Below are 25128 nucleotides of genomic sequence, written 5' to 3' on the forward strand. Positions count from 1 at the left end.
CCATGAGCATCAGTCAACTGGCCCGGGAAGTCAAGGAGTCGCCGACGCTCAAGCTCAACGAGGCCGCCCGCCTCCTGAAAGAGCGCGGCGAACCCGTGATTCACCTCGGCGCTGGAGAGCCCAAGAGCAAAGTCCCCATCGACGCCGTGCTCGCCAGCGCGGCCAAACTCACCTCGGCAGAAATCCGGTATACCCCCACGGAGGGCATCCCCTCCCTCATCAAGGCGATCATCCGGTACACCGAGGAGAACTACAACAAGGTTGTCGGCCCCCGCAACGTCATCGCCTTCTCCGGCGCCAAGCAGGCCTTCTACAACCTCATGATGACCATCGTCAACCCCCAGGACGAGGTCATCATCGTCGCCCCCTACTGGGTCAGCTACCCGGAAATCGTCCGCATGGTCTACGGCGTCCCGGTCATCGTCACCCCCGAGAGCGGCCGCTTCGAACCGACCATGGCGGACATCACCCAGCAGGTCAGTTCGTACACGAAAGCGATTGTCATCAACAGCCCGAACAACCCATCCGGGGCCGTCTACAGCGAGGACTTCATCGGCGAGATCGTCCAGTACTGCGAGAAGAAGGGGATCTACCTGATCATGGACGACATCTACCACAAGCTGGTGTTTTCCGACGGCAAGTGGACGCCCTGCTACAAGTATGCGAAGGACCAGTCCGAGAACTCCCGTCTGATCGTGGTCAACGGCGTCTCGAAATCGTACGCGATGACCGGGTTCCGGATCGGCTGGACGGTGGCCAACCAGAACATCACGGCCGCGATGATCAACATTTCGGCCCAGAACACCTCGTGCCCGTCGGTGGTCGCGCAGGCGGCCGCGGCCGGCGCCCTCATGGGCGTCCAGAGCAGCGTCGAGAGCCTCCGTCTCACGCTGGAGAACAACGCCAAGGTGATGGTGAACGAGCTGCGGGCCTTCAACGGCGTCGTCATCGACCCGCCCAAAGGCACGTTCTACTGCCTGCCGGATTTCCGCGCCTACCAGAAGGATTCGGTCAAGTTGTCGAAGTTCCTCCTCGATGTTGCCCGGGTTGTCAGCGTCCCCGGCAAAGAGTTCGGCCTTGAGGGCCGCCTGCGCCTCTCCTTCTGCGGCACGATCAAGGAGATCAAGGAAGGTGTGGCCCGCATCAAGTGGGCTCTCGATCCCGAGTCGCCCAACGAAATCTACATCGGCGACCGCAAAATGCGGAGGGATTGGAAATGACCCAGTACATCATCGACATCAAGACCCCGGCCCAGAAGGAGGCCGGCGCGGTCAAGAGCGAATACGGCCTGGACAACCACGGCTTCACCAACCTCCACAACGTCTACTGGAACCTCCCGAGCGAGGCTCTCTACGAAGAGGCCATCTTCCGCGGCGAGGGGAAAGTGACCCACGGCGGCGCGCTCACCGTGAGCACCGGCAAACACACGGCCCGGTCGGCCAACGACAAGTTCGTCGTCCGCGAACCCTCCACCGAAGACCGCATCTGGTGGGGCGAATACAACCGCCCCTTCAGCCTCGACAAGTTCCATCTCGTGTGGAACCGCCTCCAGGGTTTCCTCCAGGGGCGCGATCTCTTCGTGCAGGACTGCTACTGCGGCGCCGACAAGAACTACCGGCTCCCCATCCGCGTCATCACCGAGTACGCCTGGCACTCCCTCTTCGCCCGCAACATGTTCATCGAGCCGGCCACCAACGACGAACTCCGCCGCTTCGTGCCGGAGTTCACGATCGTCTCCATCCCCTCGTTCAAGGGGCTGCCGCAGATTGACGGCACGCTGTCCGAGACCTTCATCCTGCTGAACTTCGACGAAAAGCTCTGCCTCATCGGCAATTCCGGTTACGGCGGCGAGATCAAGAAGTCCGCCTTCACCGTCATGAATTTCCTGCTGCCGCTCGAAGGCGTGCTCTCCATGCACTGCTCGGCCAACGTCGGCGACGACGGCGCCTCGGCGCTCTTCTTCGGCCTCTCCGGGACCGGCAAGACGACCTTGTCGGCCGACCCGAAGCGGGGCCTCATCGGCGACGACGAGCACGGCTGGAGCGACGAAGGGATCTTCAATTTCGAGGGCGGCTGCTACGCCAAGGTGATCGCGCTCTCCCCGACCGCGGAGCCGCAGATTTACGCCTGCACGCGCAAGTTCGGGACGATCCTGGAAAACGTCGCTTTCGACACCGTCTCGCGCCTTCTGGACCTTGACGATGAGCGTCTCACGGAGAACACCCGGGCCGCCTACCCGCTCGAGTACATCGACAACGCCGTACCCGACAAGCAGGCGGGCCACCCCAAGAACATCGTGATGCTCACGTGCGACGCCTCGGGGGTGATGCCCCCGATCGCGCGGCTGACGCCGGAGCAGGCGATGTACCACTTCATATCCGGCTACACCTCCAAGGTCGCGGGGACCGAGGTCGATCTGGGCAAGGAGCCGGAGATCACCTTCTCAGCCTGTTTCGGGGCGCCCTTCATGGTCCACCACCCGGCGTTCTATGCCGACATGCTGCGCAACAAGATGCTCAAGTACGGGGCGACCTGTTGGCTGGTCAACACCGGCTGGACCGGCGGCCCGTACGGCATCGGCAAGCGCATCAGCATCCACCACACCCGGACCCTGCTGAACGCGGCGCTCGACGGCACTCTCAGCCAGGTCGAATACCGCACCGACCCCGTCTTCGGCTTTCAAGTCCCGAAGTCCTGTCCCGGCGTGCCGGACAAAGTGCTGCGGCCGATCGAAGGGTGGGAAGACCCGAAAGCATACGAGGACAAGTACTTGCAGCTCGCGGCACTGTTCATCGAGAACTTCAAGAAGTTCGCCGATGGCACTCCGCCCGAGGTCGTCAAGGCGGGTCCGACCAAAGAGGGCATCAGCGCGTTGCGCGGCGCCTGATACTTCCGCCGCCGCACTGCCTCACACTGGCGGCGGGCGGCCCGTACAGTGTCTGTGTCTGCCAGGCGAAACCGCTTTCGGTTTCGCCTTGGCATGACCGGAAGATGGCAGCGATGAAGCTCTCGTCGAATATGGCGTTGCTTCGGCCCTCGGGGACGACTGCGTATTTTTCCCGCGTGCGCGACCTGGTGCACGAGGGGCAGGACATCGTCTCCCTGGCCACCGGGGAGCTCCATTTCGCCACGCCCGAACACGTCGCCCGCGCCGGGATGGCCGCCATCAGCGAGGGCCACACCAAGTACACGCTGTCCTCCGGCATCCGCGACCTCCGCACCGCCATCGCCCGATTCGTCTCCGAGACTCACGGCCTCCGTTTCGCGCCGGACCAGGTCGTCGTCGCCAGCGGCTCCAAGCAGGCCTTGTTCAACGCCCTCTATGCAATCTCCGGACCCGGCGGCGAGGTCATCATCCCCTCACCGTACTATCCGAGTTACCCGGAACAGGTCAAGATGGCCGGCGCTGTCCCGGTGCTGCTGCCGACCCGGCCCGAGGACGGTTTCCAGATCGACGAACCCGCCCTCCGCGCGGCTATCACCGACCGCAGCCGCGCCGTGATCGTCAATTCTCCTCACAACCCGACCGGCGCCGTTTGTTCCGAGAGCGCTCTCCGGGCCGTCGCCGCCGTCGCGAGGGAACGCGGCCTCTGGGTAATAACTGATGACATTTACGAGGCGATCGTCTACCCGCCCGCCGAGTCGTATCGCCTGCTCCGCCTGGCTCCCGATCTGGCCGACCAGGTGATCATTGTGAGCGGCTTCTCGAAGAGCTACGCCATGACCGGGTGGCGCATCGGCTACGCGGTCGGTCCGCGAAAAGTGATTGAGGCGATGACTCTGGTCCAGTCGCACGTAACCAACAACGCCTCGTCGATCTCTCAGCATGCCGCCCTGGCGGCGCTGGAGGAGCCGGACTTCTTCCGAAAAGACCTGGTGATCCGGCTCCAGACCCAGCGCGACCGGGCCCTGGCCGCCCTCCGCGCCATCCCCGGCATTACCTGTCCGAACGCCGACGGCGCTTTCTACCTCTTCCCCGACATTTCCGGCCTCCTCGGCGGCAAAGTCGGCGACCGCCCGATGATGACCTCCGCCGACCTGGCCCTCTTTCTGCTTGAGCGGCACGGCGTGGCCGTCGTGCCGGGTTCCGCTTTCTGGGCGGAAAACCATCTCCGTATATCCTACGCCGCGGCCGAGCACCGACTCGTCGAGGGTTTGCGACGGCTGGGAGAGGGCGTCGCCCAGCTCCGCCCAAGGGTACGAAATGGGAACTAATTCCGTGTAAAATGTGATATATTTGTCGGTGCGCCTGTCTCGGCCCCGGCCGGACAGGCCACCGGGCGAGAATCTGTGAGCTGATTGACAAGGAGTGATGGACGACCGATGCCGACCTACCAGTACGTGTGTAACGAATGCGGCTGCCGTTTCGAGGAGTTTCAGCGCATCAGCGAACTGCCTCTGACCGAATGCCCGAAATGCCAGGGCTATGTCGAGCGGGTGATTTCCGGCGGGGCCGGTTTCCTCTTCAAGGGCAGCGGATTCTACATTACCGATTATCGCAAGAAGGACTACAAGGACGCCGCCCAGAAAGAAACGTCCGGCATAACGACCAAGACCGAAAATTCGTGAGCGCCGAAGCGGCGGCGCCGGAGAGCCGCACAATCGCCGGCACGCCCTTTTTCGCAAACGCCCGACCAGGAGACGGCCCCCGATGCGCGCTTCCGACTTTACGGCCCTGCGCTCATTACTTTCTTCTCCGGAAGCCTTGGTCCTTGAGGTCGAGGCCCACGACGCATACCACCATGACGCGACCGATTTTCGCGGCCGGCCGGCCGCCATTGTCTTTGCCGCCGGTGAGGCGGATGTCGTTGCGGCCGTCCGGTTTTGCGCCGAGCGCGGCCTCCCCCTCGTGGGACGCGGCGCTGGGACCGGGCTCTCCGGGGGGTGTGTTCCGGCCAACGGCGAGCTCGTCGTGTCCACCGAGCGCCTGACCGAGCTGTCGATCGACCCCGCCCGCCGCATTGCGTTCTGCGGCCCGGGCGTCATCACCAAACATCTTCAGGATCAGGCCCTCGTCCACGGTCTGGCCTATCCTCCCGACCCGGCGTCATTCGACCAGTCGACCCTGGGCGGCAACGTTGCCGAGAACGCGGGCGGCCTGCGCTGCAAGCGGTTCGGCGTCACCCGCGACTACGTGCTGGGCGTGCGGGGGGTGACCGGGGAGGGCCGCCTCCTCGAGACCGGTATCTTCAATCAGAACCGCGGCTTCGACCTCATGGACATCCTCATCGGTTCCGAGGGGACACTGGCCATCATCACCCGGATAGCTCTCCGTCTCATCCTCGCCGGCGCCACGGGAATAACCATCCTGGTCGCCTTCCGCCAACCAGAGGATGCCGCCCGGGCCGTGGCTGAGATCACCGGCTCCGGCCTTATCCCCACGGTTCTGGAGTATGTCGACGGAGATGCGGCCGCCGCCGCCAACGCATATAGGAGGACCGAAGGGATCGATCGCGCCGCCGCTGTCCTGCTGATCGAGACCACCGAGCGCGACCCGGAAGAGGAAACTGCGCACATCCGGGCTGTCTGCGAACGTCACCGCGCCTCGTACCTGCGTGTCGAGCCGGACGCCCAGGCGGCCGAAACTCTATGGGACGTCAGACGCAACATCTCGACCGCCCTCAAAGCGATGGCCGCGATCCGCGTGTCCGAAGACGTGGCGGTTCCGAACTCCAAATTCCCGTCGCTGGTGGCGTTTGTGATGGAGATGAACGCGGCCAGCCCCCTGCGGATCAACTCGTATGGCCACGCGGGCGACGGCAACCTGCATGTCAACTTCATCAGCATGACCGGCTCTGAGGCGGACCGGGCCGAGATCGGGCGCCGGGTTGAGCAATTGATGCGCCGGACGATCGCGTTGGGCGGGACGTTGTCGGGCGAGCACGGGATCGGACTGGCAAAACGCCGCTTTCTCAGTCTTGAATTCGATCCGGCCACGCGGGCGGCGATGCAGAAGTTCAAGGATGTTTTCGACCCGCATGACATTCTCGGGCGCGGCAAAATCTTCGAAAAATGACCCCCCTTTCGGGCTTTTTGCCCGACCCCACTTGACAAGCCTGCAGCCAGGTGTTACACTACCGCCCGTTAATGTGAAACCTTTCACATATTGGGGACCTGACAAAACGGTAATATCCTCTCGCGTTAAACCTTCAAGAATTAAAAGGAGCAATCGATGGCCAAAACATTGAAGGAAACTCTCGCCGATCTCATTCCCAAGTGGCGCGAGGAGCGCACGAGACTCGCCAAGGAGCACGGCGATGTCAAGATTTCCGACGTCACAATCGCACAGGCGTTCGGCGGCATGCGCGGCGTCAAGGGTCTGGTGTGCGACACCTCGGTCGTGGAACCCGACCAGGGCCTCATCATTCGCGGCATCCCGATCGGCAAGCTGACCGACCGTCTGCCCGAAGAGATCTTCTGGCTCCTCTGCACCGGCAATCTCCCGACCGCGGACGAGCTCAAGGGTCTGCAGAAGGAACTCCGCGCGGCCGCGGAGATTCCGCCGTACGTCCTCAAAGTTCTCAAGGCGATGCCCAAGACGTCGCACCCGATGGCCATGCTCGACACGGGCATTCTCGTCATGGAGAACGAGTCGCAGTTCCGCAAGCGCTACACCGATGGGATGAAGAAGGACGTCTACTGGGAGCCGGCACTCGAGGACTCGATCCGCATCCTCGGCACGATCACCGGGATCGCGGCCGCGGTCTACCGCATCAAGTATTTCAAGGGCGACCTCATCGAGCTCAATAAGAAAGAGGACTGGGCGGCCGACTATGTCAAGATGCTCGGTTTGCCGCCGCACAAGGGGGATACCGCGCGCATGATGCGGCTGTACCTCGTGCTCCACTGCGACCACGAGGGCGGCAACGTCTCCGCCTTCTCCGCCCACACCGTCGGCAGCGCGCTCTCCGATCCCTACTACGCCCTCAGCGCGGGTCTCAACGGTCTGGCCGGCCCTCTCCACGGCTTGGCGAACCAGGAGTGCCTCGCGTGGGTGCTTGAGACCATCGAGAAATTCGGCGGCGCCCCGAGCGAGGAGCAGCTGCGCAAGTACGCGTGGGAGACGCTCAACAGCGGCAAAGTGGTTCCCGGCTACGGCCACGCCGTCCTGCGCGTCACCGATCCCCGCTTCACCGCGTTCATCGAGTTCGGCAAGAAGTACCTCGCCAAGGATCCGGTCTTCCAGACCGTCAACCGCGTCTTCAACGTGGTCCCCGACGTGCTCAAGGAGCAGGGGAAAGCGAAGGATCCGTGGCCGAATGTCGATGCCGCTTCGGGGTCGGTTCTCTACCCGTTCGGCCTGACGCAATTCGAGTACTACACGGTGCTCTTCAGCGTGTCGCGCGCCATGGGGATCCTCTCCCAGCTCGTGCTCAACCGCGCCCTGGGCACCGCTATCACCCGCCCGAAGTCGGTCAGCACCGAGTGGCTGGGCAAGCAGGTGAAGAAGGCGAGCGTGCCGGCCTGAGCGGCTGGGCGTCTCTTCCCACGAGACCATGAAAACACGCCGGCCTGCTCGGACGAGCGGGCCGGCTTCATTTTGCCCGGACGCGGCGGGCGCCTCACATAAACCACGGCCTTCGCCCGTGGACAACGTCGCCGAATTCCCGCATGAACGCCATTTCCTCGTCCGCCAGCGGCCCCTGCTCGAGGGCGAGCAGGTTTTGCCGCAACTGCGCGGCATTCGAGGGGGCGGTCAGCGCAACGTCCACACAGGGATGGGACAGCACGAACCGGTAGCACTGGGGCGCGGTCGGAATCGGCCGGTCCGCCGGCCACCCTCTGGGCCGCCGCAGCAGTTGCCGCCAGCGCGTCGCCGTGTAGCTGATCACGGTCGGATGGTGGGCCGCCACATGGGGGAATATGTCCGTCTCCGCTCCGCGGTGGGCCGCGCTGTAGCGCATCATCAGAGTGTCCACCCTCCCCTCCGCGATGAGCTGCCCGGCGAAGCGCCGATCGTGGCACGACACCCCCACTCCCCGGACCTTCCCCTCCTCCCTCAGCCGCAGCAGATCCTCCTGAACCCGCGCGGGGAACTCGCGGGGTTTCATCACGCCCAGGAAAAGGAAGTAGTCGAGATAGTCCGTGCCGAGCTGCCGAAGCCGCTTCTCGCACGACTTTCTGACGTCGGTGTGCGTCCAGATCAGGTTGTACGCGCCGGTGACCACGACGAACCGGTCGCGGCCGGTTCTAAAGAGATTGCGCAGCGCCCGGATCATTTGGAAATCGAATCCGTAAGCGAAAAACAGGGTTACTCCGCAGTCGACCGCCTCGTAGATCGTTTTTTTCCCCGGCCAGTACGACGCCGAGAGCCCCAGCCGCCGCACCGGTCTCCCGGTAGCTCCCAGGATGGCGGTGTCAAACGCGGTCGTCATCACCGGCTGCCTGACCCTCCCTCCTCGGCCGCCTCGGGTCCGTGAGCCGACGGCTCCGCGGGATCCCCATTGCCCCCGCTCGGCGCGAACTCGTACCCCTCCGATCGCGCCACGAACGTCGCCGCCGTGATATCGCCGGTCACATTCAGCGTGGTCCGACACATGTCGAGAATCCGATCGACGCCGAGGATCACGGCAATGAGGGCCGGGTTCACGCCGATCGTCGCCAGGACGATGACGATGAAGGGGATCGATCCCGACGGCACGCCGGCCGTGCCGATCCCGCCGAGGATGGCCATATAAGCGACGAGAATCTGCTGCCCGAGGCTCAGATCGACGCCGGAGAGCTGCGCCAAAAACAGCACCGTGACTCCTTCGTACAACGCCGTTCCGTTCTGATTGGCGGTCGCCCCGACAGTCAGCACAAAGGTGCTGATTTCGCGCGGCACGCCGAGGTTCCGCTGCGTCTCGGCCAGCGCGGTGGGCAGGGTGGCGTTCGAGGACGAGGTCGAGAAGGCGGTGAGCATCACCGTGCGGATCCGCCGGAAGAAGTACAGAGGGTTGAGCCGCGACAACAGGTAGACCGACAGCGAGTACACGCCGAACATATGCAGGGCCAGCCCCAGGAGCACGGTGACGATGAACCAGCCGAGGGCGCCGAGGAGGTCGAGGCCGAATTCAGCAAGGTTGGTGAACACCAGGCAGGCGACCGCATACGGCGCCAGGAGCATGATCAGGTCGATCAGTTTGGCCGCCAGCCCGAAGAGCGACTCCATGAGCGAGACAAACGGCCGCGCCAGCCCGGCCGGCACGAGGGTCGCCGCGATGCCCAGAGCGAGCGCGAAAAACATGAGGTGGAGCATGTTCGGCGTCTCCCCCCCCACCGCCGCGAGCGGGTTCGCGGGCACAATGGTCCGCACCACCCGCATCAGCGGGGACTCCCCCGACCCCGTCTGCACCGCCTCCACCCGTTCGGCCGCCTCCGTCCCATAGCGCGACTCAAGCGCCGTTGCCGTGGCCGGGTCGACCCGCTCCCCCGGCCGGATCATGTTGCTCAGCGTGATGCCGATGACGACCGAGATGGTGGAGATCGCGAACGTGTAGGCGAGCGCTTTCAGGCCGACACGTCCCAAAGTGCGCAGGTCGCCGATCCCCGCCACCCCCACGATGAGCGACGAAAACACCAGCGGCACAACCACCATCAGGAGAAGCCGCAGAAACAGCTGTCCGACGGGTTCGGTCACATGGTGAATCACCCACGCGACCGTCGGATCGGTTCCGCCCGCCGCGAGATTGGCCGCCACGCCGCCAATGACACCCAGAAGCAGACCATAGAGAATCTTGAGATAGAGCGGGCGTCGGCGTCGGGAACCGGGGGCGGGAATGTGTGGTGTCATGTTCGGCTGCTTTTCTTCCGGTGGGCCAATATAGAGGCGCGGCCCTCCCGCGCGCAAGCCGTCCGTCTCCCGCCGGCGAAAGATTTCTTGGCGATCTCACCTTTCGGGACCGGCGGCCGACGCCGCGGATCCCGGAGGGGTCAGGGGCTGATGAACAGGTGCTGCATGATCCAGAAACTGCCGGCCGCGATCAGCCCGGCCGCCGGCAGCGTCAGTATCCAGGCCCAGACGACCCGCTGCACCACTCCCCACTTGATCCCCGACAGGTTGGTGGTCGCGCCGACGCCGACAATCCCCCCCGTGATCGTGTGGGTCGTCGACACCGGGATCCCCCAGTGCGTGGCCACAAACAGGGTCGCGGCTCCGGCCGTCTCCGCGCAGAATCCGCCGACCGGCTTGAGTTTGGTGATCTTCATCCCCATCGTCTTGACGATCCGCCAGCCGCCGAACGCGGTGCCGAGTCCCATCGCGAGGTTCGACGACACGATGATCCACATCGTATCCCAATTGCCCAGCGATAGTTTCGTATCGGGGCTCATCATCCCGCCGGCGATGAGGAGCGCCATGATGATCCCCATCGTCTTCTGCGCATCGTTCCCGCCGTGCCCGAGCGAGTACAGCGACGCCGAGAGCAGTTGCCCGCGGCGGAAGAGCCGGTCGACCGAATTCGGCCGCCAGCGCCGAAAGAGCCAGAACACGCCGAGCATGAAAGAGAATCCCAGGACGAGGCCGATCATCGGCGCCAGCGGGATGAATTGGACGGTTTTCCAGACGTTGTCCCAGCGGATCACATCGAGCCCCCGGTAGGCCAGCCCGGCCCCCGCCACCCCGCCGATCAGGGCATGCGACGACGAGGTGGGCAGACCGAGCCACCAGGTGATGAGGTCCCAGATGATCGCCCCGATCAGGCCGGCCAGCACGACGTAGACATACACGGTGTCTTTGCCGTCGATGCGCACGATCTTGGACACCGTGTCGGCCACGCGGGGGACGAAGACGAACATGGCTGTGAAGTTGAAGAAAGCGGCCCAGAGGACCGCCAGGCGCGGGTTGAGCACGCGCGTCGACACGACCGTCGCAATCGAGTTCGCGGCGTCGTGGAATCCGTTGATGATATCGAAAACCAGCGCCGCGCCGATTGCCCCGATGACGACGATCTGAAGCGGTTCCATCGACTCAGGATGCCTCGATAACGATGCCCGAGATGATGTTCGCGACTTCCTGGCAACGATCGGTCGCCCGCTCCACCCGCTCGAACATCTCCTTCCACTTGATCACCAGGAACACGTCCTTTTCCTCTGCGAACAGGCGCACGAGGGCCGCCCGCAAGAGGTCGTCGGCCTCCCGCTCCGCCTCGTACACTGCCTGGCAGCATTCCTGGATCGCCTCGGCCTTACGGTTGAGCGCGGGGAGATCGCGCACCGCTTTGTCGAGCTCGCGCACCGAGGCGATCAGGACCTGGGTGAGCTGCCGGATTTCCGGCCGCATCACGGTCAGACCGTAAAGCTGAAACCGCGCCGCGGCCGAGTCGACGCAGTCGATGATGTCGTCGATGCGCTTGATCAGGCGGTGGATATCGGCCCGATCGATCGGGGTGATGAAGGTGGCGTGCAGCGCATCGATGCACTGGTGCGTCACCTCGTCGGCGTCATGCTCCAGTTGCTCGATCCGCGCCACCCGGCCGGCAACGTCGTTGGACGAATTCACCAGGTTGTCCAGTTCGACGCACACTTCGATCGCCAGCCCGCTCGTCTGCTCGAAGAACTTAAAGAAGCTGGTTTCTCTGGGAAGGAGTTTCTCTAACATGGCATCTCCCGTCTGAGACGCCCGGTCATGGTCCGGCGGCGTCGTTCGAGGATATTCCCCGGTCACAAATCAGGGGCAATCTTAACACGATCCGAACCGTCGGGCAAGCGATTTAAGCGGAAATATTGCCCCGTCGGTCGCCGCTCGGCCGGTCGACCCGGGCGTCGCGGCCGCGAATAACCGAAAGCCAATAAGGAGGTTGACCGGTCAAGTGTCCGCCGGGGCCGGCCGGCCAAGTGTGATCCCGCTCCCCCGTCCCGAAATAGGACCGGCCCGCGCGGAGAGGCGGGCCGGTGAGTAATTGCAGGTTCGTGTGTCGAAGTTTACGCTAATGCCCCATGTCTGCCCGGTAGGGGTAGTACTTCGGCTCCCACATGGCGCCGCGGATGAGGGCTGCGAGGCGGTCATCGGAGGCGGCCAGGCCGATGCCTTCATCGCGCGCCTGCCGGGCCACCGCCAGCGCCACCGCGAACGAGATCTCGCGGGCGTTTTCGAGTGCGGGCAGCAGACACCCGGTCGACCGCATCTCCTCGGTGACCATGTCCGAAATGGCGCAGGTGGCGGCGTGAAACATGCGGTGCGAAACCTTCTGCGCCTGGCAGACGATCGCCCCGAGACCCATGCCGGGGAAGACATACAGGTTGTTGCACTGCGACACCGTCATCTCCCGCCCGTCCGGCAGCGTCACCGGCCGACTGGGGCTCCCCGTGGCGATGATGCCCCGTCCTCCGGTCGCCGCCACCACCGCCTCCGGGGTCGTTTCGCAGCACGAGGTCGGGTTGGACAGCGCCAGGATGACCGGCCGCGGAGCATTCGCCGCCAGCGCCGCGAGGATCTCCGGGGTGAAAGCTCCCTTTTGTCCCGACAGACCGATGAGGGTCGTGATCCGTCCGTGCCGGATGACCTCCTGGAGATTGGGCGCCCGGTCCTTGGGCGCCGGCCAGTCCGCCGCGACCTCGCGGGGCTGCCGGAACTCCGCCTGATAGGCGTCCGCCGGGTCGCCCTGGAGCAGGAGTCCATTGACATCGACTGCGAATATCCGGCGTCTCGCCTCGGCCGTCGACAGGCCGCCCTCGAGCGTGAGCAGCGTGACGAGGGCGTTCGCCACGCCGCAGCCGGCCTGGCCGAAACCGAAAATGGCGATCCGCTCCTCGGCCGCCGGCCGTCCGGTCAAGCGAAAGGCCGAGCGCAGCACGGCCGCGGCGGTGGCGCCCGTCCCCTGGATGTCGTCGTTGAAACTGAGGATGCGCTCGTGGTACCGCTCGAGCAGCGTGGCGGCGTGCTGCTTGCCGAAGTCCTCCCACTGCAGGAGGGCGCGCGGGAAGACGCGCCGCAGGCCCTGCACGAAACGCTCGATCACCTCGTAGTAGGCGTCCCCCGTCAGGCGCGGCTGGCGGTACCCGGTGTAGAGCGGATCGTTCAGCAGCCGCTCGTTGTTGGTACCGACGTCGATCATCACCGGCAGGGTCGAGGCGGGATGGATGCCGGCGGCCGCGACGTAGAGGGCGATTTTGCCGATCGGGATGCCCATGCCGTCGGCCCCCAGGTCGCCGAGGCCGAGAATCCGCTCGCCGTCGGTCGCCACCACGAGCGACACGTTGGGCAGCCCGACGTTGCGCAGGATTTGCTCCATCCACTCGACATTCGAGGGCGAGACGTAGATGCCGCGCCACCGGCGGATGATGTGTGAGCGTTTCAGGCAGCCCAGGCCGACCGTCGGCGTGTACACGATCGGCAGCATCTCCTCGATGTGGTGCGCCAACAGCGAGTAGAAGACGGTCTCGTTGCGGTCGAGCAGTCCGATCAACTCAACGTATTTGTCAAGGTCGCTGTTCATGGACTTGATGATGTTGTGGTTGCGCGTACGCTGCTGTTCCAGCGTCCCCACCTGATCCGCCAGTAGACCGAGGAGCTCGAATTCGTTTCGTTCGGCCCGGGTGAACGCGTACCCCTTGTTCAGCAGAGGATCCGACACGAGCATGTGTCCCTTGTGGGGCACGGCGTAGTAGATTTCGTTCGTGAGGGGATCCACCCGCATGTCAAAGCGCTTCATGAGTAACACTCCTTCACGGCGGCCGCTGTCAAGCGGCAGCCGGGCTGCAATATACCGGCAGGCGGCGCGACTGTCAAGGCGGCGCGGGCAGCACCGCCCGGGCCCGGAATTCGCCGGCCGTGTGCGGCGACACCGGCTGTCACCCGCTCGCGCCATAAAGAAAACCGGCCCGCTCGAAAAAGCGGGCCGGCTGTCAATACTCAATGGAAACCGGGCTCAGCGCGCGGCGCGGACTTCCGCCGGTTCGCCGGCCGCCGCCTTCCGGTTCGGCTTGGCCGGTTCCTGAACTCCGGTCGTCGTGATGCGCATCCGGTAGAACGAGCGGTAGACAAAGGCGGCCGCGATGGCGAAGAACAGCGCGGCCAGCGCCACCCGCGTCCCCTGCGTCAGCTCGATCGCCAGCTCCACCGCCAGCACCCCGAACAGGGTCGTGAACTTGATCACCGGGTTCATGGCCACCGAGGAGGTGTCCTTGAACGGATCCCCGACCGTGTCGCCGATCACCGTCGCCGCGTGGAGGGGCGTGCCCTTCTCACGCAGGTCGGTTTCGACGATCTTCTTTGCGTTGTCCCAGGCGCCGCCGGCGTTGGCCATGAAGATCGCCTGGTAGAGCCCGAAGATCGCGATCGAGATGAGGTACCCGATGAAGAAGTAGGAGTCGACGCAGGCGAAAGCCAGGGTGGTGAAGAAGACGACGATGAAGATGTTGAACATGCCTTTCTGCGCGTACTGGGTGCAGATTTCGACCACCCGCTTGCTGTCTTTCACCGAGGCCTTCTGCGAAGTGCCGTCGAGGCGGATGTTCGCCTTGATGAATTCGACGGCGCGGTACGCGCCGGTCGACACGGCCTGGGTCGACGCCCCGGTGAACCAGTAAATCACCGCCCCGCCCGCGATCAGGCCCAGCAGGAAGGGCGCGTTCAGGAGCGAGAAGTGGTACCCGGCCATCATGAGCGCCTGGTTGATCTGCTCCAGCGTCAGCACCCCCTCGAGCCCCGCCGCCTCTGTCGCCAGAAGCAGGATGATGGAGAAGATGAGGGTGGTGGCCCCCACCACGGCTGTGCCGATGAGCACCGGTTTGGCGGTCGCCTTAAACGTGTTCCCGGCGCCGTCGTTCTCCTCGAGCGTGAGCTTGGCTTTCTCGAAATCGGGCGTGAAGCCGAATTCCCTCTTGATGTCCTGTGCGATATTCGGGATCGTCTCGATCGTCGACAGTTCATACACGGACTGGGCGTTGTCGGTCACCGGGCCGTAGGAGTCGACCGCGATGGTGACCGGCCCCATGCCGAGGAAGCCGAACGCGACCAGGCCGAAGGCGAAGACCGGCGCGGCCGCCATGATGGCGCCCAGGCCCGAGGTGCTCATCCCCCAGGCGATCGCCATGAGGGCGATGATCGACAGGCCCATCCAGTAGCCGCTGAAATTGCCCGCGACAAACCCGGACAGGATGTTCAGCGAGGCGCCCCCTTCCCGCGCCGCCGTCACCACTTCCTTCACGTGCCGCGACTTGGTCGACGTAAATATCTTCACCAGCTCCGGAATCACCGCCCCGGCCAGGGTCCCGCACGAGATGATCGTCGCCAGCTTCCACCAGAGCGAACCGCCGCCCAGCTCCGCCAGCATGGCGTAGGAGATAACGTAGGTCATGGCGATGGAGACGATCGAGGTGATCCACACGAGCGAAGTCAGAGGGGCCTCGAAATTGAAGGTCGCCTGGTCGCCGTACCGGCCCCGCGCCAGCGCGCCGTTGATCCAGTAGGAGGCGATGCTGGTGACGATCATCATGACGCGCATGACGAAGATCCACACAAGTAGCTGCACCTGGATGGCGGGGTTCATGACGGCGAGGAGGATGAAGGTGATGAGCGCAACGCCCGTCACGCCGTAGGTCTCGAACCCGTCGGCGGTCGGGCCGACCGAATCGCCGGCGTTGTCGCCCGTGCAGTCGGCAATCACGCCGGGATTGCGGGCGTCGTCTTCCTTGATGTTGAAGACGATCTTCATCAGATCGCTGCCGATGTCGGCGATCTTGGTGAAAATGCCGCCGGCGATACGCAGCGCCGCGGCCCCGAGCGACTCGCCGACGGCGAAACCGATGAAGCAGTAACCGGCCAGGTGACCGGGGACAAAGAGGAGGATCGCCAGCATGATGATGAGTTCGATGGAGATGAGCAGGGTCCCCACGCTGATGCCCGCCCGCAGCGGAATCGCAAAGGTCGGGTAGGCTTTCCCGGTCAGGCTGGCGAAGGCCGAGCGGGAGTTGGCAAAGGTGTTGATCCGGATCCCGAACCAGGCCACGCCGTAACTCCCCGCGATACCCACAAGCGAGAACAGGAGGATGATCAGCAGATTGCCCGCGCCCACCGGTCGGAGCCAGCCGAAATACACCATGATGATGAGGCCGATGAAGGCCCAGAGCAGCATGATGAATTTCCCCTGGGTCTGGAGGTACGTCTTGCAGGTCTCGTAGATCAGTTCCGAAATGTCCCGCATCGCCTGGTGCACAGGGAGCTTGCGCAGCCCGCGGTAGGCGTACCAGCCGAACACCATACCCAGCAGGCAGACCACGATCCCCCAGAGCAGGAGGTTGTGGCCGGTCATGCCGAAGAAATCGCCGGTGTTGAGGTCGGGGACTACAATGTCCGCTTCGCTGGCCCGCGCCAGCGGAGCGGCCAGCGCCGCCGCCAAACCCGCCGCCACCGACCGGATCGCCCCGTATAATCGCCGGCCGCCACCGGCGCTTCGACCCTTCTCACTCATAGATTCGCGTCTCCTTTTTTCTACTAGTATCGTCACTCAGGTCACATTTGCCCGCTGTTGACACGGCCCTGTATTTTCACTTGAAGGCACGGCGTTTGAAAAGCGGAAATATATGAATCGCGATCCTCAACGCAACATTTTTGATCGGGGCTTGTGACGGATCGCGCAAGCGACACCGGGGGACAGGGATCCGTCTGCGGCACTCCCGATCGCTGAAATTGGCCTAACTTCAATATTGTCAATGTCTTTTGCGGAGCACATAGGTCCGCAATATAGGTTTTGATGTCTGGTCAAACTTACCGCCTTCTTCACGGTCACGGCCCGGCCGGTTTCGCCCGATCGGCCTGTCCGGAACGCCCCCCCGGCTCCGCCGACCGGCTACATCAGGCTGTACCCTCCGTCCACAATCAACGTCTGGCCGGTAATCCAGCTCGCCCCGTCCCCGCACAGAAACACCACCGCCTCCGCGACTTCCTCCGGGCGCCCGATGCGCCCGAAAGGAGTGCGGGCGGTTACCTGCTTTTTCATCTCCTCGTAGTTGGGGAAAACTTTGAGCGCGTCGGTGTCGATGAACCCGCCGGAGACGCAGTTGATGTAAATCTCCCGGGAGGCCATTTCGATGGCCGCGTAGCGCACCATATTCTCGACCGCCGCTTTCGACACGCCGATCGCCGCGTATCCGGGAATGTAGCGGATCGACCCGAGCGAGGAGAGGGCGACGACCTTGCTCCCCCGCGGCATCATCGGAATCCCCATCTGGATCAACTGGAGGAACGCCCGCGCATTCGTGTGCATGGCGATCTCCCAGTCCTTGCGGTCGATATTCATCATGTCGGTGTAGGTCCCGAGGGCCGCGTTCGACACGAGGATGTCGAGCTTGCGGTATTTCTCGCGGATGGTCTTGAGCACGTCGGCGACCTGCTCCATGTTCCCCATGTTGGCGCGGATCGCGGTCGCCTCCACCCCAAACTTCTCCAGCTCGGCCACCGCCTCCTGCGCATTCGACCGGCTGCGGAAATAGGTGAGCACGATATGCGCGCCGCGCGCGGCGAGTTTCCGGCACACCGCCAGCCCGATCCCCCGCGTCCCCCCCGACACAAACGCAACTTTCCCCTCGAACTCCATCAGGTCTCCTTTCCTTCCGTTGTCCCCGTCGCCCGCAAACCTAGATTGTGTAGCCGCCGGACTGCGATTCGAGATCCTCGGCGATCGCCTCGAGCGCCACCGGGTCGAACTGGGTGTGGAAGCGCTCGGCGTAGCCGCGCAGGAGCGCCTGCGCGAAGGCCTGCATGTCGACCGGTCGGCCGAGTTGCTCGGCGGCCGAGGTCATCAGGTCGGCGCTGAGCCCGCACGGCTCCATCTGGGCAAACTCGCGCAGGTCGGTGTTGAGGTTGATCGCCGCGCCGTGGAACGTGATCCACTTCTTCACCGCCACCCCGATCGAGGCTATCTTCTTCGGGCCCACCCAGACCCCGGTGTACTCCTCCCCGAGGCGGGCCGCGATCTCCCACTCGGCGAGAGCATCGACGATTCCCTGCTGGATCGCGGTCATAAAGGCGTGGAGATCCCGCCCGCGGCGGGCGAGATTGAAGATGAAGTAGACCACGAGTTGTCCGGGACCATGCCAGGTGACATCGCCGCCCCGCTCAACAAACACCGGCGCCGAGGAAATGTTCCGGTAGTGCTCCTCGTGCCCGTCGCGGCCGACCGTGCACACGGCCGGGTGTTCGACGAACATGATCGTATCGCGGGCCATCCCTTCGCGCCGCATCTTGACCAGCCCGCGCTGCCAGGCGAGCGCCCGCTCGTACTCGACCCGGCCGACCTCCAGCACCCAGCCGTAGGGACGTGGCGTGTAGACCGACATCCTACCGCAGGTGCAGCGCCAGCCGCCGGGGATCGGCCAGCAGTTCGTGGATCCGGTGCAGAAACTGCACCGCCGTGTGGCCGTCGATCAGCCGGTGGTCGAACGACAGGCCGAACGACGAAATGTCGCGGATGGCGATCTCGCCATTGACCACCCAGGGCCGCTTCACAATCGCGTGGACGCCGAGGATCGCCACCTGGGGCTGGTTGATGATCGGCGTCGAGGCAGTCGCCCCGAACATGCCGGCGTTCGTGATCGAGAATGTCCCCCCGCTCACGTCGTCCGGAACCAGCCGGTTCCGCTTCGCCTTATCCCCCAGCTGGGCGATCTCCACCGCCAGCTCGACGACCGACTTCTTGTCGGCATCCTTGATCACCGGGACGATCAAGCCTTCCTCGCGGGCGGCGGCGATGCCGATGTTATAGTAGTTCTTGTAGATGATCTCTTTCTCGGTCATCGAGGCGTTCAGTTTCGGGTACTCCTTCAGCGCCACACAGACCGCCTTCACGATGAACGGCATGAAGGTGATATTGGCCCCGTAGGTTGCCCGGAAATCCGTCTTGATCTCGTTGCGGAAGGCCGCGAGGTCGGTCAGGTCGAGTTCCTCGAACGTGGTCACGTGCGGCGAGGTCTGGACCGACCGCACCATGTGCTCGGAGATCGACTTGCGTATTCCCGTCACCGGCTCGCGCCGTTCACGCTGCGATTCGGGCAGGGGCGCGAACTTGGGGACCTCGATCGTGACCTTCGGGGCGGCAGGGACCGCCGGCGGCGGCGTCTCCGGACGTGGGCCGGCCGCGGCGCTCTCCGGCGGCGCGGGCGCAGGGATCGGCGCCGCCGCAAACCCTTGGGCCAGGCTCCGCTCCTCGACTGCCCGGAGCACATCTTCGACCTTGACGATCCCGTCCTTGCCGGTCGGCACGATGGTCGCCGGATCCAGCGAGTACTCCCGGATCATCACCCGCACCTTGGGCGAGAGTTTCCCCTGCCCCGCCGGCGCCGTCCCGGCCACGGCCGGACGCGGCTTCGGCGGCGCAGCCGGGGCGGAAACAGCCGCCGGAGCCGCCTGGGGCCGTTCCTCGGAGGTCTTGGCCGTCTTCGCCGCCGCGCCCCCGTCGTCAATGGTGGCGATGCGCGTTCCCACCGGGACGACCTCCCCCTCCTTGGCATACAGGTGCGTGAGAATCCCGTCCGTCTCCGACGGGATTTCGATATTGATCTTGTCGGTCATCAGCTCGACCAGCGGCTGATCCGCTTTCACCCGGTCGCCGATTTTGACCTTCCATTCGAGGATAGTTCCCTCGAGCACCGATTCCCCCATCTGCGGGACGAGAACATCAACTGCCATCGCTCCATTTCCTTATCTGGCAAACATATAATGATTTCTAATCCAAGCTGTTAATATACGGAAAATCTACCGGAAGAGTCAAGGATCCCCTGCGGAAATGCTAAGCGATTTCAAGCATCTTTTCCAGCGCCAGGCGAGCCTCGCTGCGGATCGGCTCTTTTACCGCAATCGGCTTGACCGTATCGAGATTCTCCAGCGTGTAGACCAGGTCATTGAGCGTCGTCCGGTACATGTTGGCGCACACCGGGCAGGTCTGCCCCGAGAGCTCGAAGATTCTCTTGTCGGGATGCTCCAGGGCCATCCGGTGGATCAGGTTGATCTCAGTGCCGATCGCGATCGTGCTCCCGGCTGGCGCCTTGCGGCAGAAGTCGACAATGTGCGAGGTCGACCCGACACTGTCGGCCAGCCGGACCACCTCGTGGGGGCACTCGGGATGCACGACCACCTTCACCCCGGGGTAGTCGCGCCGCACCTGTTCGACGTGTTCGGCGCGGAAATTGGTGTGGACGTGGCAGTGCCCCTTCCAGAGGATGATCTTCGCCTTCTCCATCTGCGCGCGGGTCAGCCCGCCGCCGTCCCGCTTGAAGTCCCACAGCACCATCTCCTCGGGGGCGATGCCGAGGGCGATCCCGGTGTTGTAGCCGAGGTGTTCGTCCGGGAAAAAGAAGACCTTCTCCCGCAGCCCGAAGGCCCAGGTGAGGGCCGCCCTGGCGTTGGACGAGGTGCAGATCAGCCCACCGTGGCGCCCGGTAAAGGCCTTGAGCCCGGCCGCCGTGTTCATGTAGGAGATCGGCATGACCCGGCGGTCGCCGCCGAATTCCTCGAGACACTCCCAGGCCGCCAGCACATCCGCCATCTCGGCCATGTCCGCCATCGGACACCCGGCCAGCGGATTCGGGAGGAAGACCTTCTGCTCCGGCGCGGTGAGGACATCGGCCGACTCGGCCATGAAGTGGACGCCGCAGAACACGATGAACTCCGCCTCGCGCTGGGCGGCGGCCAGCTTCGACAGCCCGTAACTGTCGCCGAGGTGGTCGTGGAAAGCCGCCACCTCCACACGCTGGTAGTGGTGCGTGAGGATCAAGAGGCGTTTGCCGAGCCGGTCGCGGACCGCCTGCGCCCGCGCCTGCAGATCGTCGACCGTCGCCTCGCGGTACTCTTTGGGAAGGGCGAAATACATGACCCTACTCCCGATCCTCTTCCCCGCGGCTCTGCTGCTGCCGCTGCTGCAGCTTGCGCATCACCACCTCATGTTTCTCCGTCGAATGCCCCGGGCTGACTTTGGCCCGCGGGTCGAGGTACGCTTTCGCGTTGTTGACCGCGATCGCGACCTCGCCGCAGCCGGTCGAGATCAGCTTCAGCTTCCCCTCGTACGTCACGATATCTCCGGCCGCGTAAATACCTTCTACATTGGTACGCATTCGGGTGTCCACCCGAATGGCGTTTTTGTCCAGTTCCAGCCCCCACCCCTCGATCGGTCCGAGGTTGGTGAGGAAACCGATGTTGAGCACGACCGCGTCGACCGCCAAGCGCTCCTCGTGGCCGGTCCGGGTCTGCACAATGGTCGCCCCCTCCACCCAGTCCTCCCCGCGCAGCTCTTTCAGCTCCCAGAACGGGTAGAGCAGCCGGACCCGGGAGTTTTTCACCTTGCGCACCGAATCCTCGTGGGCGGAGAAGAACGAGTTGCGGTGGATGTGAGTGACCGACCGGGCCACCGGTCCGAGCATCATGGAGTAGTCGAACGCCGCGTCGCCACCGCCGACAATGAGCACGTCCTTGTCCGCAAAATCGCGCAGCCGCCGGCAGAAGTAATAGACGCCGCGGCCCTCGAGTTTTTCCACGTTCGGCACGTCCATCCGTTTGGGGATGTACGCTCCGAGCCCGGCGCACACGACTACGGTGCGCGTGTAGTGCGCCTGCCGGTCGGTGGTGAGCCGGAACACGCCGTCCCCCTCGCGCGTCACCTCGGTGACTTTCTCTCCGAGACAGAAAGTGTTGGTCGGGTACTGCGCCGCCTGGGCCTCGAACTGCCGCACGAGATCCTTGGCCAGCACTTTCGGGAACCCGGCCACGTCGTAGATGTATTTCTCGGGGTAGAGCGCCATGAGGCCGCCCCCCACTTCTTCGAGCATGTCGATAGCCTTGGCCCGCATCATGCGCAGCCCGGCGTAGTACATCCCGTACATGGCCACCGGCCCGGCCCCGATAAACGACACATCGTAGATGTCGCGCGAGTCGTGTCTTGCTTCGTGTTCGCTCATATCCTCTTGCCGGCCTTGTCCCTTACTCCGCCGCCCGGATCGCCGCCTCCACTTCGTCCCAGGCGGCGTGCCCCCGCGCGGCGAAGACCACCCGTCCGTCCCGCCCGAGCGCATACACCGTCCGCCGCACGACCAGGAGAAAGGGCGTCTTGCAGCCGAACGCCCGCGTCACCCGCCAGTCGGCATCCGACAGGATCGGGAAGTGCAGTCCCAGCAGGAGCGCCCACTGGCGGTGTTCCGCGAGGGTCGCCGGATTGACCGCCAGGACCCGCGCTCCGTGCCTCTCGAAATCCGCCCGCCGGTCTTCCAGACCGGCCAATTGGTGGTTTCACCCGGGCGTGTTGTTCTTCGGGTAAAACACTATCACCGCAAACCGTCCGGCCAGGGCCTCGGTTCCCAGCCGGCCGCCACTCGAGGCGGGCAGGTCGAACGGCGGCGCGGCACCGCCCACCGGGATCAACGCGCTCTTCAGCGGTCCTCCCCCGCGCCCCGGTCGCCGGCCGCCGCGGCGCTCTCGTCTTCGCGCTTCAACTCCGCGAGACACCGAAAGAGCTTGCCGTTGTCGGGCAGTTCCGATGAAGGGACCACCTCGATGTAGCGGATGATGCCGCGCTTGTCGATCACGACTACCGCGCGCTCGGCGAAGCCCCGTTCGGAGAGCACGCCGTACTTTTCGGCCACGCCGCCGTGCGGCCAGAAATCGGACATCAGGGGAAACGACAGCCCGCCGAGGGAGCGCGCCCAGGCCAGGTGGCAGGGGCGGGAGTCCACCGAGATCGCCAGCAACTGCGCCTCGTACCGCGCGAACTCGTCGATCAACCCCTGGTACTCCGGGATCTGGGTCGCGCACACGGGCGTCCAGTCCCCCGGGTAGAAGGCCAGCACCACGATCCGCCGCCCCTCGTACCACGCCAGGTTGAGGTCGCCCTCGTTGTGGGTGGGCAGCGTGAAATCGGGGGCCTCGTCACCGACCTCCAGGGTTCTGGTCCGGGTCTTTACGCGCTCAGGCGCCGCCATCGTTCGCCGTCCTGCGGTCACTGAAATTCGCCGTAGTACTCGTCATCATCGTCCCCCTCGTCCTCCTCTCGGGCTTCATCAAGCTCATCTTCCGGTTCGTACCGTTCGGTGAACCGGCTGCCCGGGGCGCCGCAGACGGGGCACACGGGCGGCGGCTCATCGTCCTCGTGGATAAGCCCGCAGATGACACACTCCCACTGCATACGTTCCTCACCGTCACCGCCGCCTCACCCGGCGGCGTGGTCCCGGCGCCGCGCCGTCAGTGTTCCAGCGGCGACGTATCGTCGAGACCGAACCAGAAGTAGTTCCCGGAAATCGCGTCCTTTTCCGCCTGGAGCAGTTCGTAGTGCCGGTGCTCCTCCTCGGCCAGGCTGTCGAAAACCTCGCGAAATTCCGGATCGTCCACCAAGTCCCGCTCCGTCTGGTAGTACCGGGTCGCCGCCAGCTCCGCCTCGATGGCGAGATTGATGAATTCCATCTCGCTCTTGCGTTCCTCCAGCCGTCCCTTGCGGAACACCTGGGCCAGGGCGTTGATCCCCTTCGGCGGCAGGTCGCCGATCTCCGGTCCGATGTGCTTGTGGAAAATCTCCACGAGCGTGTGCTTGTGGCGCACCTCGTCGTCCCGGAGGTTCTTCAGTTTCCGCTTGGCGTCCGGGTTGGTCGCCCGCTCCATGAGGAGATCGTAGAACGTGTAGCCGTCCTCTTCTCCCTTGATCGCCTTCTTGAGCGTCTCGGCGATGTACTCTTTGGTCTTCGCCATATGGCCCCTTTCCGGGCCTCTCATGAGGCCCCGGGCGTTGCGTGAATATAATCAATGGCCTTGCGCAGGCGCTCGAGAACCGCCGAGCGACCCAGGAGCGCCATGATCTCGTACAGCCCCGGCCCGGCCGGCATCCCCGAAATCGCCAGCCGCGTCGGGTGTATGACGCTCGCCTTCTTCACCCCCGCCGCAGCGGCCGCCGCCTCCACCGCCCGCTCGCAGTTGTCGGCCGTCAGCTCCGCGAGCGGTTCGAGCTGGTCGGCTAGGCGGGCCAGCAGGTCGGCCGCCCCCCCGTGAAAATGCTTCGCCGCCGCCGCCGCGTCGTAGCGGTAGTCGAACGCGAAGAAGTACCCGCCGAGGGCCGCGAAATCGGTCACCCGCCGCACCCGGTCCTTGAGCAGCCCGACCACCTCGCAGAGATATTTCCAGCGCGTCTCGAGCCAATACTTGGTGGTGAGCCCGGCCTCGACCAGCAGCGGGGCCGCCATCGTGGCCAGGTCGTGATTGCTCCGGCGGAGGAGGTGTTCGCGGTTGAAGGCCTCGAGCTTTTCCTCGTCGAAGACGGCGTTCGAGGCGTTGAAGTAGGCCGGCGTGAACAGCGCGATCAGCTCCTCCCGGGTATAGATCTCGCGGTCGGTCTTGGGATTCCACCCGAGCAGGCACAGGTAGTTGAACATCGCCTCCGGCAGGATTCCCTCACGGCTGTACTGGTTGACGTCCTTGTCCCCCAGCCGCTTCGAGACTTTCTTCTTGTCCGGGCGGAGAATCAGCGGCAGGTGTCCGAACTGCGGAATCTCCCACCCCAGCGCCCGGTACACGTGGATTTGCTTGAAGGTGTTCGTGACGTGGTCGTTTCCCCGGATCACATGGGTGATCCCCATTTCGTGATCGTCGACCACCACCGCGAGATTGTAGGTGGCCGACCCATCCGAGCGCGCGATCACCATGTCCTCGATATCGTCGCTGTGCCGGCCAAGGTCGCCGAGCACGAGGTCGTGGAAACGCGTCTCCCCCTCCGGCACGAGAATGCGGATCGCGTAGGGCATGCCCGCCGCCACGCGCCGCGCGATCTCGTCCGGCGGCAGCCGCAGGCAGCGCCGGTCGTAGCGGAGCGGCTGCTTGCGCGCCTTGGCCTCCTCCCGTCCCCGCTCGAGTTCCGCGGGCGTGCAGAAACAGCGGTACCCGCGGCCCAGCTCGAGAATGCGCCGCGCGCAGGCGTTGTAGGTGTCGAGCCGCTGCGACTGGTACGTGATCGCCTCGTCCCATTGCAGTCCCAGCCAGCGCATGGCGTCGAGAATGGGCGCGATCAGATCCGCCTGCGACCGCGCCTGGTCGGTGTCCTCGATACGCACGAGGAACTTCCCGCCGGAGTGCCGAGCAAACAGCCAGTTGAAAATGGCCGTCCGGGCCGTCCCCACGTGGAGGTAGCCCGTCGGCGACGGGGCGATGCGTACGCGAATGGATCGATCGGTCATTTCCGGCAT

The 25128-nt window shown here is 64.6% G+C and carries 22 protein-coding genes; 6 read left to right on the forward strand and 16 right to left on the reverse strand.

Going from position 1 to position 25128, the window contains the following annotated elements; genetic code table 11:
• Positions 1 to 2 precede the first annotated feature (2 nt).
• The 6 genes from KA261_00530 to KA261_00555 all read left to right on the forward strand — a co-directional run bounded on the left by KA261_00530 (position 3) and on the right by KA261_00555 (position 7468).
• Positions 3 to 1220 carry an aminotransferase class I/II-fold pyridoxal phosphate-dependent enzyme gene (locus KA261_00530; protein MBP7696269.1) on the forward strand — a complete coding sequence of 406 codons (1218 nt, stop codon included), beginning with the start codon at positions 3 to 5 and terminating at the stop codon, positions 1218 to 1220.
• Entirely contained in the window at positions 1217 to 2887 is a 1671-nt protein-coding gene (pckA, locus tag KA261_00535) for a phosphoenolpyruvate carboxykinase (ATP) (GenBank protein ID MBP7696270.1), read from the forward strand. Before KA261_00530 ends, pckA begins: the two co-directional genes overlap by 4 nt.
• Positions 2888 to 2991: 104 nt before the next feature.
• Entirely contained in the window at positions 2992 to 4215 is a 1224-nt protein-coding gene (locus KA261_00540) for a pyridoxal phosphate-dependent aminotransferase (protein MBP7696271.1), read from the forward strand.
• A 108-nt stretch (positions 4216 to 4323) separates the two neighbouring features.
• Positions 4324 to 4569, forward strand: a complete 246-nt coding sequence (locus KA261_00545) for a zinc ribbon domain-containing protein (protein MBP7696272.1) — start codon at positions 4324 to 4326, stop codon at positions 4567 to 4569.
• Positions 4570 to 4651: 82 nt separating this feature from the next.
• Positions 4652 to 6016, forward strand: coding sequence for an FAD-binding protein (locus KA261_00550; GenBank protein MBP7696273.1), 1365 nt, complete (start codon positions 4652 to 4654; stop codon positions 6014 to 6016).
• A 156-nt stretch (positions 6017 to 6172) separates the two neighbouring features.
• Positions 6173 to 7468, forward strand: coding sequence for a citrate (Si)-synthase (locus KA261_00555; protein ID MBP7696274.1), 1296 nt, complete (start codon positions 6173 to 6175; stop codon positions 7466 to 7468).
• Positions 7469 to 7562: 94 nt separating this feature from the next.
• On the opposite strand, the gene KA261_00560 is transcribed toward KA261_00555, so the two are convergent.
• The 16 genes from KA261_00560 to KA261_00635 form a co-directional block, all read right to left on the reverse strand.
• On the reverse strand, positions 7563 to 8375 hold the full coding sequence (locus KA261_00560) for an aldo/keto reductase (GenBank protein ID MBP7696275.1): 813 nt from the start codon (positions 8373 to 8375) through the stop codon (positions 7563 to 7565).
• Entirely contained in the window at positions 8375 to 9772 is a 1398-nt protein-coding gene (locus KA261_00565) for a dicarboxylate/amino acid:cation symporter (GenBank protein MBP7696276.1), read from the reverse strand. The genes KA261_00560 and KA261_00565 overlap by 1 nt, the downstream gene beginning before the upstream one ends.
• 140 nt (positions 9773 to 9912) lie before the next feature.
• Positions 9913 to 10944 (reverse strand): inorganic phosphate transporter, encoded by a 1032-nt coding sequence (locus KA261_00570; GenBank protein MBP7696277.1) that lies wholly within the window; start codon positions 10942 to 10944, stop codon positions 9913 to 9915.
• A 4-nt stretch (positions 10945 to 10948) separates the two neighbouring features.
• Entirely contained in the window at positions 10949 to 11578 is a 630-nt protein-coding gene (locus tag KA261_00575) for a DUF47 domain-containing protein (GenBank protein ID MBP7696278.1), read from the reverse strand.
• A 328-nt stretch (positions 11579 to 11906) separates the two neighbouring features.
• On the reverse strand, positions 11907 to 13631 hold the full coding sequence (locus KA261_00580) for an NAD-dependent malic enzyme (GenBank protein ID MBP7696279.1): 1725 nt from the start codon (positions 13629 to 13631) through the stop codon (positions 11907 to 11909).
• Positions 13632 to 13847: 216 nt separating this feature from the next.
• Positions 13848 to 16391 carry a sodium-translocating pyrophosphatase gene (locus KA261_00585; GenBank protein ID MBP7696280.1) on the reverse strand — a complete coding sequence of 848 codons (2544 nt, stop codon included), beginning with the start codon at positions 16389 to 16391 and terminating at the stop codon, positions 13848 to 13850.
• Positions 16392 to 16769: 378 nt separating this feature from the next.
• On the reverse strand, positions 16770 to 17516 hold the full coding sequence (locus KA261_00590; protein ID MBP7696281.1) for an SDR family oxidoreductase: 747 nt from the start codon (positions 17514 to 17516) through the stop codon (positions 16770 to 16772).
• Positions 17517 to 17556: 40 nt separating this feature from the next.
• Positions 17557 to 18258 carry a lipoyl(octanoyl) transferase LipB gene (lipB, locus tag KA261_00595; protein ID MBP7696282.1) on the reverse strand — a complete coding sequence of 234 codons (702 nt, stop codon included), beginning with the start codon at positions 18256 to 18258 and terminating at the stop codon, positions 17557 to 17559.
• A 1-nt stretch (position 18259) separates the two neighbouring features.
• Entirely contained in the window at positions 18260 to 19606 is a 1347-nt protein-coding gene (locus KA261_00600) for a 2-oxo acid dehydrogenase subunit E2 (protein MBP7696283.1), read from the reverse strand.
• 100 nt (positions 19607 to 19706) lie between these two features.
• On the reverse strand, positions 19707 to 20786 hold the full coding sequence (gene nadA / locus KA261_00605) for a quinolinate synthase NadA (protein ID MBP7696284.1): 1080 nt from the start codon (positions 20784 to 20786) through the stop codon (positions 19707 to 19709).
• A 4-nt stretch (positions 20787 to 20790) separates the two neighbouring features.
• Positions 20791 to 21867, reverse strand: coding sequence for an NAD(P)/FAD-dependent oxidoreductase (locus KA261_00610; protein MBP7696285.1), 1077 nt, complete (start codon positions 21865 to 21867; stop codon positions 20791 to 20793).
• 22 nt (positions 21868 to 21889) lie between these two features.
• Positions 21890 to 22186, reverse strand: coding sequence for a redoxin domain-containing protein (locus KA261_00615; protein MBP7696286.1), 297 nt, complete (start codon positions 22184 to 22186; stop codon positions 21890 to 21892).
• 149 nt (positions 22187 to 22335) lie between these two features.
• Positions 22336 to 22884: a redoxin domain-containing protein gene (locus tag KA261_00620; GenBank protein MBP7696287.1), complete on the reverse strand. Its 549-nt coding sequence runs from the start codon at positions 22882 to 22884 to the stop codon at positions 22336 to 22338.
• 17 nt (positions 22885 to 22901) lie between these two features.
• Entirely contained in the window at positions 22902 to 23087 is a 186-nt protein-coding gene (locus KA261_00625; protein MBP7696288.1) for a hypothetical protein, read from the reverse strand.
• 56 nt (positions 23088 to 23143) lie between these two features.
• Positions 23144 to 23644, reverse strand: a complete 501-nt coding sequence (locus tag KA261_00630; protein ID MBP7696289.1) for a ferritin family protein — start codon at positions 23642 to 23644, stop codon at positions 23144 to 23146.
• Between the two features lie 20 nt (positions 23645 to 23664).
• A complete protein-coding gene (locus KA261_00635; protein MBP7696290.1) occupies positions 23665 to 25119 on the reverse strand; it encodes a glutamate--tRNA ligase in 1455 nt (484 codons plus the stop codon).
• Between the last annotated feature and the right edge of the window lie 9 nt (positions 25120 to 25128).

This window comes from Candidatus Zixiibacteriota bacterium, from assembly GCA_017999435.1.
Taxonomy (GTDB): domain Bacteria; phylum Zixibacteria; class MSB-5A5; order GN15; family FEB-12; genus JAGNLV01.

Coding starts and splice junctions, on each gene's coding strand:
- nadA (MBP7696284.1), bottom strand. CDS start 20,786: ATGTATTTCGCCCTTCCCAAAGAGTACCGCGAGGCGACGGTCGACGAT.
- KA261_00625 (MBP7696288.1), bottom strand. CDS start 23,087: ATGCAGTGGGAGTGTGTCATCTGCGGGCTTATCCACGAGGACGATGAG.
- KA261_00600 (MBP7696283.1), bottom strand. CDS start 19,606: ATGGCAGTTGATGTTCTCGTCCCGCAGATGGGGGAATCGGTGCTCGAG.
- KA261_00570 (MBP7696277.1), bottom strand. CDS start 10,944: ATGGAACCGCTTCAGATCGTCGTCATCGGGGCAATCGGCGCGGCGCTG.
- KA261_00565 (MBP7696276.1), bottom strand. CDS start 9,772: ATGACACCACACATTCCCGCCCCCGGTTCCCGACGCCGACGCCCGCTC.
- KA261_00555 (MBP7696274.1), top strand. CDS start 6,173: ATGGCCAAAACATTGAAGGAAACTCTCGCCGATCTCATTCCCAAGTGG.
- KA261_00550 (MBP7696273.1), top strand. CDS start 4,652: ATGCGCGCTTCCGACTTTACGGCCCTGCGCTCATTACTTTCTTCTCCG.
- KA261_00610 (MBP7696285.1), bottom strand. CDS start 21,867: ATGAGCGAACACGAAGCAAGACACGACTCGCGCGACATCTACGATGTG.
- KA261_00580 (MBP7696279.1), bottom strand. CDS start 13,631: ATGAAGCGCTTTGACATGCGGGTGGATCCCCTCACGAACGAAATCTAC.
- KA261_00545 (MBP7696272.1), top strand. CDS start 4,324: ATGCCGACCTACCAGTACGTGTGTAACGAATGCGGCTGCCGTTTCGAG.
- KA261_00635 (MBP7696290.1), bottom strand. CDS start 25,119: ATGACCGATCGATCCATTCGCGTACGCATCGCCCCGTCGCCGACGGGC.
- KA261_00540 (MBP7696271.1), top strand. CDS start 2,992: ATGGCAGCGATGAAGCTCTCGTCGAATATGGCGTTGCTTCGGCCCTCG.
- KA261_00630 (MBP7696289.1), bottom strand. CDS start 23,644: ATGGCGAAGACCAAAGAGTACATCGCCGAGACGCTCAAGAAGGCGATC.
- KA261_00585 (MBP7696280.1), bottom strand. CDS start 16,391: ATGAGTGAGAAGGGTCGAAGCGCCGGTGGCGGCCGGCGATTATACGGG.
- KA261_00590 (MBP7696281.1), bottom strand. CDS start 17,516: ATGGAGTTCGAGGGGAAAGTTGCGTTTGTGTCGGGGGGGACGCGGGGG.
- KA261_00575 (MBP7696278.1), bottom strand. CDS start 11,578: ATGTTAGAGAAACTCCTTCCCAGAGAAACCAGCTTCTTTAAGTTCTTC.
- KA261_00530 (MBP7696269.1), top strand. CDS start 3: ATGAGCATCAGTCAACTGGCCCGGGAAGTCAAGGAGTCGCCGACGCTC.
- KA261_00620 (MBP7696287.1), bottom strand. CDS start 22,884: ATGGCGGCGCCTGAGCGCGTAAAGACCCGGACCAGAACCCTGGAGGTC.
- KA261_00560 (MBP7696275.1), bottom strand. CDS start 8,375: ATGACGACCGCGTTTGACACCGCCATCCTGGGAGCTACCGGGAGACCG.
- pckA (MBP7696270.1), top strand. CDS start 1,217: ATGACCCAGTACATCATCGACATCAAGACCCCGGCCCAGAAGGAGGCC.
- lipB (MBP7696282.1), bottom strand. CDS start 18,258: ATGTCGGTCTACACGCCACGTCCCTACGGCTGGGTGCTGGAGGTCGGC.